This window comes from Actinacidiphila cocklensis (assembly GCF_907177275.1).
In the GTDB taxonomy this organism is placed as follows: Bacteria; Actinomycetota; Actinomycetes; order Streptomycetales; family Streptomycetaceae; genus Actinacidiphila; species Actinacidiphila cocklensis.
Genome location: NZ_CAJSLV010000067.1, coordinates 72,691 through 82,941, shown reverse-complemented (window position 1 = coordinate 82,941; position 10,251 = coordinate 72,691). Strand labels below are relative to the sequence as shown.

7 protein-coding genes are annotated in these 10,251 nt (G+C 68.7%); 3 read left to right on the top strand and 4 right to left on the bottom strand.

The window, feature by feature from the left end:
* The 3 genes from NFU81_RS24350 to NFU81_RS24340 form a co-directional block, all read left to right on the top strand.
* The coding region (locus NFU81_RS24350) for a ricin-type beta-trefoil lectin domain protein (protein WP_251493452.1) at positions 1–1,505 on the top strand (1,505 nt) is incomplete at its 5' end.
* A 458-nt stretch (positions 1,506–1,963) separates the two neighbouring features.
* Positions 1,964–3,451: an endo-1,4-beta-xylanase gene (locus NFU81_RS24345; RefSeq protein ID WP_251493449.1), complete on the top strand. Its 1,488-nt coding sequence runs from the start codon at positions 1,964–1,966 to the stop codon at positions 3,449–3,451.
* A gap of 172 nt (positions 3,452–3,623) precedes the next feature.
* Positions 3,624–5,054: an arabinofuranosidase catalytic domain-containing protein gene (locus tag NFU81_RS24340; RefSeq protein WP_251493478.1), complete on the top strand. Its 1,431-nt coding sequence runs from the start codon at positions 3,624–3,626 to the stop codon at positions 5,052–5,054.
* Positions 5,055–5,167: 113 nt separating this feature from the next.
* Here the strand turns inward: NFU81_RS24340 and NFU81_RS24335 are convergent, their stop codons facing one another.
* The 4 genes from NFU81_RS24335 to NFU81_RS24320 form a co-directional block, all read right to left on the bottom strand.
* Complete coding sequence (locus NFU81_RS24335) at positions 5,168–6,205, bottom strand: ABC transporter permease (RefSeq protein ID WP_251493447.1); 1,038 nt, start codon at positions 6,203–6,205, stop codon at positions 5,168–5,170.
* Entirely contained in the window at positions 6,198–7,706 is a 1,509-nt protein-coding gene (locus NFU81_RS24330) for a sugar ABC transporter ATP-binding protein (RefSeq protein ID WP_251493445.1), read from the bottom strand. The genes NFU81_RS24335 and NFU81_RS24330 overlap by 8 nt, the downstream gene beginning before the upstream one ends.
* Before the next feature lie 20 nt (positions 7,707–7,726).
* Positions 7,727–8,782: a sugar ABC transporter substrate-binding protein gene (locus NFU81_RS24325; protein WP_251493443.1), complete on the bottom strand. Its 1,056-nt coding sequence runs from the start codon at positions 8,780–8,782 to the stop codon at positions 7,727–7,729.
* A gap of 77 nt (positions 8,783–8,859) precedes the next feature.
* Positions 8,860–10,164 carry an enolase C-terminal domain-like protein gene (locus NFU81_RS24320; protein ID WP_251493441.1) on the bottom strand — a complete coding sequence of 435 codons (1,305 nt, stop codon included), beginning with the start codon at positions 10,162–10,164 and terminating at the stop codon, positions 8,860–8,862.
* Between the last annotated feature and the right edge of the window lie 87 nt (positions 10,165–10,251).

Sequence of the window (10,251 nt, the reverse complement as noted above, 5' to 3'; positions counted from 1 at the left end):
ACACCAACCCCGTCCACGACATCACCGTCAAGGACATCGCCTTCCAGCACACCACCTGGCTCCAGCCCAGCACCTCCACCGGCTACGCCGACCAGCAGAGCGGTGCCTTCCTGGGACGCACCTTCACCCAGCCCTCCGACTTCATGACGTCCTGCCAGTCCGGCTGCCAGCTGTTCGAAGCGGCCCGCAACAACTGGAGCCAGGTGCCGGCGGCCGTTCAGGTCTCGGCGGCCCGCGGTATCACCTTCACCGGCGACACCTTCGCGCACCTGGGCCAGGTGGGCCTGGGCATCGGCAACGACGCCAACGCCCACGCCTCCGGCGTGGGGCTCGGCGCGTCCTCCGTCACCGTCTCCGGCAGCACCTTCACCGACGACTCCGGTGCCGGAATCGTGGTCGGCGGCGTCCAGCCGGACGCCCACCACCCCTCCAACGCGGCGATGACCAACCAGGACATCACCATCCAGGGCAACCGGATCACCGGCGTGGCCAAGGACTACAAGGACATGGCCGGCATCCTGTCGACCTACGTCACGCACGCGGTCATCAGCCACAACGAGGTGTCGAACCTGGCCTACGACGGCATCGACGTCGGCTGGGGCTGGGGCGCCAACGACCCCGGCGGCAGCCAGGACTACCGCAACCGCGGCCTGTACAACTACCAGCCCGTCTACACCACGCCCACGACCCTGAAGAACACCGTCGTCAGCTACAACGCGGTGCACGGCACGAAGAAGGTGTTCCACGACGGCGGGAGCATCTACAACCTGTCGGCCAACCCCGGTACGAGCATCGACCACAACTACATCTACGACAACCAGCACACCGTGGGCCTCTACCTCGACGAGGGCTCCCGCTACGTCACCCTGAAGAACAACGTCATCCAGGACTCCGGCGTATGGGCCTTCACCAACGCCGGCGGCACCAACAACACCAACGACAGCACCTTCGACACCAACTGGTACAACTCAGGCGCCACCCAGGTCGCCACCGGCTCACCCCACAACAACGTCCTGACCGGCAACGTCCAGGTGAGCGGTACCAACTGGCCGTCCGGCGCGCAGCAGGTCATCGCCCAGGCGGGTGTGACGAGCGGCACCGGCACGGGGAGCACGGGGGCGCTGCACGCCGTGGGGGCGGGCAAGTGCATGGACGTGCCCAACGCCACCACCACGCCGGGCACCCAGACTCAGATCTGGGACTGCAACGGCGCGACCAACCAGACCTTCACCCGCACGTCCTCCGGGCAGCTGACGGTCTACAGCGGCAGCAGCCAGCTGTGCTTGGACGCCAGCGGTCAGGGCACCACGCCGGGCACCAAGGTCGCCACCTGGACCTGCAACGGCCAGAGCAACCAGCAGTGGACGTTCAACGCGAACGGCACGGTCTCCGGTGTGCAGTCGGGACTGTGCCTGGATGTCACCGCAGGCTCCACTGCCAACGGAGCCCTGGTCGAGTTGTGGACCTGCAACGGCCAGAGCAACCAGCAGTGGACGCTGGGCTGATGACCGGGGCGCACTCCGCACCGGGCTTCCGGCAACCGGGGGCCTGAGCCGCCCGGCGGAGGGCAGCGGAGTCGCAGGAAGGGGTGCAGGGCGACATGGTGTGGTGGCGCCCTGCACCTGCAACGGAGATGTCATCGCACGGAGGGAGACGGTGATGGGTCGATTCGATCAGTCGGGTTCACCCGGTGTGGTGTGCGCGGGCAACTCCTGGCGACCTGTGCGGGTGGACAGTATGAGACCTTGGAGACGGAGTGTTGTGAGCGCTAACATGTGCTCGGCGGTTGCGGGTGCCGCGATTCCGATTGCCGGATCGGACATGTTGCCTGAGCCGGTCCGCCTGGACGGGCAGGACCGTCAGTTCTCCGCACGTCGCATTTCCGTGTGCATGCGATCGCCCCCCTCCCAGCGGTTCACGCGTATCTGTCAGGTAATCGTCGTCATTCACTGCTGGAGGTCTCATGACCCCGCTGTACCCCCGCCTGCGCCAACGGCGTTCCCGGTTCGGCGCCCTTGCCGCCGGACTGGCCGTCACGGTGGCCGGCACGTCCCTGCTCGCTCTCGTGGCGGCCTCGTCCGCCCAGGCAGCAACGCCTCTGCGCACCCTGGCCGAGGCCCAGGGCCGCTATTTCGGCACCGCGCTGACCGTCGCCGATCTGAGTAACACCGGCGAGACCACCATCGCCAACGCCCAGTTCGACATGGTCACCCCCGGCAACGAGATGAAGTGGGACACCACCGAGCCGAGCAGCGGCCGGTTCAACTTCGGCCCCGGCGACCAGATCGCCTCCTACGCCGCGTCGCACAACATGCGCGTCCGCGGCCACAACCTGGTCTGGCACGCCCAGCTGCCCTCCTGGGTCAGCAACCTGCCGGCCAACCAGGTGCAGGGCGCCATGGACGCCCACATCACCACGGAAGTCAACCACTACAAGGGGAAGATCTACGCCTGGGACGTGGTCAACGAGCCCTTCAACGGCGACGGCTCCTTCGTCAACGACGCCTTCTACAAGGCGATGGGCTCCAACTACTTCGCCGAGGCCCTGCGTACCGCGCACGCCGCCGACCCCGACGCCAAGCTCTACATCAACGACTACAACATCGAAGGCCAGAACGCCAAGAGCAACGCCCTGTACAACCTGGCCAAGTCCCTGCTGTCCCAGGGCGTCCCCCTCGGCGGCATCGGCTTCGAGAGCCACTTCATCGTCGGCCAGGTCCCCTCCGACTTCCGGGCGAACATGCAGCGCTTCGCCGACCTCGGCCTGGACGTTGCGGTCACCGAGCTCGACGACCGCATGCAACTGCCCGCCTCCAGCTCCGGACTCCAGCAGCAGGCCACCGACTACGGCAACATCACCAAGGACTGCCTGGCCGTCTCCCGCTGCGTGGGCGTCTCCCAGTGGGGCGTCGACGACGCCAACTCCTGGATAGACGGCACCTTCCCCGGTTATGGCGCCGCCACCATGTACGACCGCAACTTCCAGCCCAAGCCGGCCTACAACTCCACCGTGACCGCCCTCGGCGGGAGCTCGACGACCACCCCGCCGCCGAGCGGCGGCGGGGCGCTGCACGCGGTGGGTGCGGGCAAGTGCCTGGACGTGCCGAACTCCTCGACCACGGCCGGTACGCAGTTGCAGATCTGGGACTGCAACGGCCAGGCCAACCAGAGCTGGACGCGTACGTCCTCGGGCCAGCTGACGGTCTTCTCCGGCAGCAGCCAGTTGTGCATGGACGCCTACAACAACCAGACCTCCCCGGGTACCAAGGTCGAGGTCTGGTCGTGCAACGGCGGCGCCAACCAGCAGTGGAGCGTCAACTCCAACGGCACCGTCACCAGCACCCAGTCCGGACTGTGCCTCGACGTCACCGGAGCCTCCACCGCCAACGGCGCCCTCGCCGAACTGTGGACCTGCAACGGCGGCAGCAACCAGCAATGGACGCTGAGCTGAACCTGTACCGCGCCCCTGCCGGACAACCGGCAGGGGCACCCCTTTATCGGCACGGCCGTTTCCGCCGTGCCTTCCCCCCACCCCAAGGAGTGGAACCATGGTGCATCCGAACACCTCGCCAGGCCGCGCCAAGCGCAGACGGGCCCGGCCGGCCGCCGTCGTGTCATCCGTGCTGGCCCTCCTGGCCACCCTGCTCGCCGCGGCCGTCAGCATGTCGGTGCCCGCGTCAGCCGCCACGGCGCCCGTGGTGAGCGCGTCATCAGGCCGGTGTCTGGACGTGAAGGGCAACGTCGACACGCTGGGCACTGCGCTGGACATCTGGGACTGCGGCGGCCAGAGCGGCCAGGCCTTCGAATTCACCTCGGCCGGTGAGCTGCGGACGCTGAACGGCACGCGCTGCGCGGACGCCAACGGCCAGGGCACCACCCCCGGAACCCAGGTGATCATCTGGTCGTGCAACGGGCAGTCCAACCAGCAGTGGCGGCAGAATTCCGACGGTTCGATCACCGGTGTGCAGTCGGGTCTGTGCCTCGACGTGAACGGTGCGGCCACGGCCAACGGCACCGCGGTCATCCTGTGGACCTGCAACGGCCAGAGCAACCAGAAGTGGACCACCTCGACGACCCCGCCCCCGACGGGCTCGGGTCCGTGTGACATCTACAGCTCGGGCGGCACGCCGTGCGTCGCCGCGCACAGCACAGTGCGTGCGCTCTACGGCTCGTACAGCGGGAGCCTCTACCAGGTGCGGCGGTCGTCCGACAGCTCGACCAGGGACATCGGTGTGCTGGCCATGGGCGGCTACGCCAACGCTGCGGCGCAGGACTCGTTCTGCGCGAACACCTCCTGCGTGATCACGGTTGTCTACGACCAGTCCGGCCGGGGCAACGACCTGTGGTACCAGGGATCGTCCCAGGTCCCGGGATCGAGCCAGAGCAGCCCCGCGAAGGCGACCTCCGAGGCGCTGACGGCCGGGGGGAACAAGGCGTACTCGCTGTACATCAACCCCGGGAACAGCTACTGGCGGGACGGCCACCTCACGGGTGTTCCGACCGGCAGCGCGCCGGAGGGCGCGTACATGGTGACCAGCGGAACCCATGTCAACAACGGCTGCTGCTTCGACTACGGCAACAGCGAGACGACCAGGAAGGCGGACGCCGCCGGAGCCATGGACGCGATCAACTTCGGTACCCAGTGCTGGTTCGGCGGCTGCTCGGGCACCGGCCCGTGGGTGCAGGCGGACCTCGAATGGGGCCTGTACCCCGGGGGCAGCCAGTCCTGGAACTCCAACCAGCGGGCCTTCACCAGCAAGTTCGTCACCGCGATGCTGAAGAACAACGGGACGTCGCGGTTCGCGCTGAAGGGCGCCAACGCCCAGTCCGGTTCGCTGACCACGCTGTGGGACGGCGGCCTGCCGAGCGGATACAGCCCCATGAAGAAGCAGGGGGCCATCGTCCTGGGCAGTGGCGGCGACTGCTGCAAGCCCGGGGGCGGAGCCAATCTCAGCGCGGGGACCTTCTACGAAGGAGCCATCGTCGCCGGCTATCCGTCGGATGCCGCCGATGCCGCGGTGCAGGCGAACATCACGGCCGCAGGGTACCGCTGAGCCGGGGCGCGCCGATCGGCACCGGTTGCCGTGAGTCGTGCTGATCGAACCGCCCGTGGCGCCGTCCTCGACGAGGGGACGGCACCACGGGCGGCGAGCCGTCCGGCCCCGGTCTACTCCTGGATCTTCCCGCCGGTGACGCGGGACAGGGCCAGGGCGATGAGGATGATGCCGCCGTTGAGGGCGCCTATCCACTGGGCGGGGACGCCGCCGAGGGTGAGGACGTTCTGGATGAGGTAGAGCAGGAGGATCCCGGTGAAGGCTCCGAACATGCTGCCCTTGCCCCCGTTGAGGCTGATGCCGCCGATGACGGCGGCGGCGAAGACGGTGAAGATGTAGCCGTTGCCTTGGGCCGAGGCGACCGACGCGAGACGACCGGAGAGCATGAGGCCGCTGAGGGCTGCCAGGCCGCCGGCGACGGTCATGACGGTCCACAGCACGCGGTCGGTGCGGATGCCGGCGGCCTTGGCCGCGTCGACGTTGCCGCCGATGGCGTACAGGGACCGGCCGAAGCTGGTGAAGCCCAGGACCACGATGCCGATCGCGAAGAGGATCAGGCAGACCCAGACCGAGGCCGGCATCCCCAGCCATTCGGTGGTGCCGAGGTAGAGCATGGAGCCGGGCAGGTGGAAGAAGGTCTGGCCGCCGGATATGCCGGTGAGGATGCCGCGCAGCACGATGAGCATGCCCAGTGTGACGATGAAGCCGTTGAGTCCGAAGTTGATGATGAACAGGGCGTTGACGGCGCCGATGGCCAGCCCGACGGCGAGCGTCACCGGGACGGCCCAGCCGCCGGGGAGCAGGCCGAGGCCGTGGCCGGTGCCGGTGGGCACGGTGAGCCAGGCGGCTACGCCTGGAGCCAGTCCCATGGTGGACTCCAGCGACAGGTCCATCTTCTTGACGATCAGGACCATTGTCTCGGCCAGGACCAGGACGGCGATCTCCGACATCGTCTGGAGGACGTTGATGATGTTGTCGGTCTGCAGGAACACGGAGTTGACGAGCTGACCGACGATCGCGATCACGATGATGGGCGGGATCAGGGCGAGGTCCCGCAGGCGCGCGAAGGCGATCCGCCGCTCGGCCGACACCGCGGGCTTCGAGGGCTCGGTGGAGTCTTTCGGTGTACCCGTGGCCACGGTGTCAGGCATCGAGGTCCACTCCTTCCATGGCGGCCACCAGTTCGTGGTCGTTCCATCCGCGGGGCACTTCGGCGACGACGCGGCCCTGGACCATGACCAGGACCCGGTCGCAGATGCGCAGGTCGTCCAGCTCGTCGGAGGCGAGCAGGACGGCGGTGCCGCCGGCGGCCGTCTCCTCCACCTTGTGCAGCAGGAACTCCTTGGACCGGACGTCGACGCCCGCGGTGGGGCTGATCAGGACCAGGAGCCTCGGGTCGTTGGCGAGGGCGCGGGCCATGACGACCTTCTGCTGGTTGCCCCCTGACAGTCCGGCGACGGGCAGGTCGGGGCCGGGCGTCTTGATCGCCAGGTCCTCGATCGCCGAGCGTGCGAGCCCTTCGCGCACCCGTCCGTTGATGAATCCGTAACTGCCCAGGCGGCGGGGGACGGTCAGGGTGCCGTTGTCGGCGATGGACATGTGCGGCACGTACCCCTGGTGGTGCCGGTCCTGGGGGACGAAGCCGACCCCTGCGGCGAGCGTGCCGGGAACGCTGCCGGGCCGGGGGCGGACACCGGCGATGTCCACGGTTCCGCTGTCGGCGGCGCGCAGTCCCACGACGGTTTCTGCGACCTCGGTGCGGCCGCTGCCCGCAGCGCCGGCCAGACCGACGATCTCGCCGGCGCGGACCTCGAACGAGACGCCCTGGTAGGTGCCGGCGCTGGTGAGGGACCCGACGGTGAGAGTGCCAGCCGCGCCGGACGGGGGCGGACGGCGGGATCCGCGCCGGCCGGTGTCCGCCGCGTCGCCGGTCATGGCGGCCACCAGCTCGCTGCGCGGCAGGTCCGCGACGGACGCGGTGAGGACGTGGCGGGCGTCGCGGAAGACCGTCACGGTGTCACAGATGTCGTAGACCTCCTGCAGGTGATGGCTGATGAACAGGAAGGTCACGCCCTGCTGCTGGAGGTCCTCGATCCGGGTGAACAGCCGGCTGATGGCCGCACCGTCCAGCTGGGCCGTCGGCTCGTCGAGGACGATGAACCGCGCGCCGAAGGAGAGCGCCCGGGCGATCTCGACGAACTGGCGCTGCTCGATGGTCAGTTCGCGGGCAGGTAGGCGCACGTCCACGTCCACCGACCACTTCTCCAGCAGGTCGCGGGACTTGCGCCGGACCTCGCTCCAGCGGACCAGCCCGAGCGGCCCGCGGTCCAGGCGGTGCAGGAACAGGTTCTCCGCGACGGTCACTTCGGGGATGATGGTGGACTTCTGGTACACGCAGGCGACTCTTGTGCGCCAGGCGTCGCGGTCCGCCAGCCGGGGGGCGGGCCGGCCGTCGAAGGCGACCGTTCCCCGGTCGGGGGCCTGCAGGCCGGTCATGATGGACACCAGGGTGGACTTTCCCGCGCCGTTGCGGCCGACGAGTGCGTGGGTCTGTCCCTGGTGGATCGTGATGTGGGCGTCGTCGAGCGCCACGGTGGAGTCGAACTGCTTGACGATTCCCGACGCCTCGGCGACGGGCGGTGCCGTTCCCATGGCTGGTGTCGCCTTCCCGGTCAGCTGAGGTGGTTGCCCCACAGGGAGGTGTCGGTGTTCTTCACGCTGGCCACCCCGCCGTACGCGGCGCCGTCGGCCGTCACGAGCGGCGCGGACAGCTGGTCCTCCAGGACCCCGGGGCGGACCTGGATGATGGTGCTGGCGTGGTCGGTCTTCCCCGGCTTGAAGGTCTTCCCGTCCAGGGCGGCCTGGAGGTAGTACAGCGCGTACTTGGCGTACAGGTCGGCCGGCTGGGAGACGGTGGCGTCGATCTTGCCGGCGGCGATGTCGCTGAGTTCCTCAGGGATGCCGTCGTTGGACACGACGAAGACGTGCTTGGGGTCGCCGGGGCTGACCAGCAGCCCCTTCTGCTTGAGGACCTGCAAGGTGCCGGACAGGGCGAAGCTGGACTGCATGTAGACGCCCTTGATGCCGGGGTGGGCGGTCAGGTCCGTCTGCAGCTTCTGCGCCGCGGTGGCGCCGTCCCAGTTGGTGGCCTCCCCGTAGACCTTGATGCCGGGGAAGTCCTGCTTCATGCAGGAGTTGAAGGCTTCCGTGCGGTCGCGGCCGTTGATCGAGGACAGGTCGCCCTCCAGCATGACGATCGCGCCCTTGCCGCCGAGCTTGGCGCCGAGGAACTGGCAGGCCTTCTCGCCGTACGCCCGGTTGTCGGCGCGGACCACCATGTACACCTTGCCGCTGTCGGGGCGGGTGTCGACGGTGACGACGGGGATCTTCTTGCTCGCCAGCTGGTCGAGCGTCGGGGCGATGGCGGCGGTGTCCTGCGGAGCCATCGCCACGCCCTTGACGCCCTGGCTGATGAAGGTCTGGACGTCGGCGGTGAGCTTGGCCACGTCGTTCTGGGAGTTCGTCGTCTTCAGCGTCATCTTGAGCTGCTTGGCGAACTGCGGCGTGTACTTGATGTACGAGTTCCAGAAGTCGGTGTCGGAGCGGGGGTAGTCCACGCCGACGGCGGACGAGCCGCCGGAGTCGGAGTTGCACGCGGCGAGCACCGGGATCGCCACCGCGGCGAGGACGGCTGCCAGGGCGGTGGTTCTGCTGGTGGCTGGCTTCATTGATCTGCTCTCCTCGGGTCTTTGCGCGTACGGGGTGGGCCGGATCTGACGCGGAGGGCGGAGGCGATGCAGGCCGCTCATGCCGCCTTCCGCTTCCACACCGCGCCTTCGGGGAAGCGGTGGGCGGCCGCCGACTGCGCGCGCAACTCGGCACTCAGCCCCGGGGCGGTCGGCGCCAGATAGCGGCCTCGGCGGATGCGCACCGGGTCGGTGAAATGCTCGTGGAGGTGGTCGACGTATTCGATGACCCGGTCCTGCTGCGTGCCGGAGACGGCTACGTAGTCGAACATGGCCAGGTGCTGGACCATCTCGCACAGCCCGAGACCGCCGGCGTGGGGGCACACCGGGACGCCGAACTTGGCAGCCAGCAGCAGGATCGCGACGTTCTCGGTGACGCCCGCGGTCCGGCTGGCGTCCATCTGAAGGATGTCCAGGGAGCCTGCCTGCAACAGCTGCTTGAACATCACCTGGTTGTGCGTGTGCTCCCCGGTGGCCACCTTGATCGGGGCGACGGCCCTGCGGACGGCGGCATGGCCGAGGATGTCGTCAGGAGAGGTGGGCTCCTCGATCCAGTAGGGGTCGTAGGGAGCCAGTTGCCGCATCCACTCGATCGCCTGCTGCACGCCCCAGGCCTGGTTGGCGTCGACCGCGATACGGATGCCCGGTCCGACCGCCTCGCGGGCCAGCCGCAGCCGGCGCACGTCGTCGTCGGGGTCCGCCCCCACCTTCAGCTTGATCTGGGTGAAGCCCTCGGCGACCGCGGCCCTCGACAGGCGGACCAGTTTCTCGTCGGAGTAGCCCAACCAGCCCGGTGTGGTGGTGTAGGCGGGGAACCCCTCGGACATCAGCCGCTCGGTCCGCTCGGCCCGGCCGGGCTCGGCACGGCGCAGGATGTCCAGCGCTTCCTCACGGGTCAGGGCGTCCTGCAGATAGCGGAAGTCCACCAGGCCGACCAGCTGCTCAGGGGACAGCTCGGCCAGCAGGCGCCAGACCGGCTTGCCCTCCCGGCGGCCGTAGAGGTCCCAGACGGCGTTGACGATCGCCGCGGCAGCCATGTGGATCGCGCCCTTCTCCGGCCCCAGCCACCGCAGTTGACTGTCGCCGGTCAGCCGGCGCGAGAAGGCGCCGAGATCGCCCAGCACCTCGTCGACCGGCAGGCCCACCACGAGCTGGGCCAGGGCCTGGACGGCGGCGACCTCCACCTCGTTGCCCCGGCCCACGGTGAAGGCCAGACCGTAGCCTGCCGCTCCACTGCTGGTCCGCACGGTCACGTAGGCACCCGAGTAGTCCGGCTCCGGGTTCATAGCGTCGGATCCATCCAGGTCGAGCGAGGTGGGGAAGCGGACATCGGCCGTCTCCACGGCGATGATCAGCTCGGCCATGTGCCCTGGCCCTTCTGAATCCCACGGGCGTGCGCCCCGGGGCACTGCTGCATCCATGACATGGGATGGATTTATACGGGCCGCGCC

Bases quoted from the DNA above. Each gene is read 5' to 3' on its own strand.
- NFU81_RS24345 (WP_251493449.1), top strand. From the start codon at position 1,964: ATGACCCCGCTGTACCCCCGCCTGCGCCAACGGCGTTCCCGGTTCGGC.
- NFU81_RS24320 (WP_251493441.1), bottom strand. From the start codon at position 10,164: ATGGCCGAGCTGATCATCGCCGTGGAGACGGCCGATGTCCGCTTCCCC.
- NFU81_RS24335 (WP_251493447.1), bottom strand. From the start codon at position 6,205: ATGCCTGACACCGTGGCCACGGGTACACCGAAAGACTCCACCGAGCCC.
- NFU81_RS24330 (WP_251493445.1), bottom strand. From the start codon at position 7,706: ATGGGAACGGCACCGCCCGTCGCCGAGGCGTCGGGAATCGTCAAGCAG.
- NFU81_RS24325 (WP_251493443.1), bottom strand. From the start codon at position 8,782: ATGAAGCCAGCCACCAGCAGAACCACCGCCCTGGCAGCCGTCCTCGCC.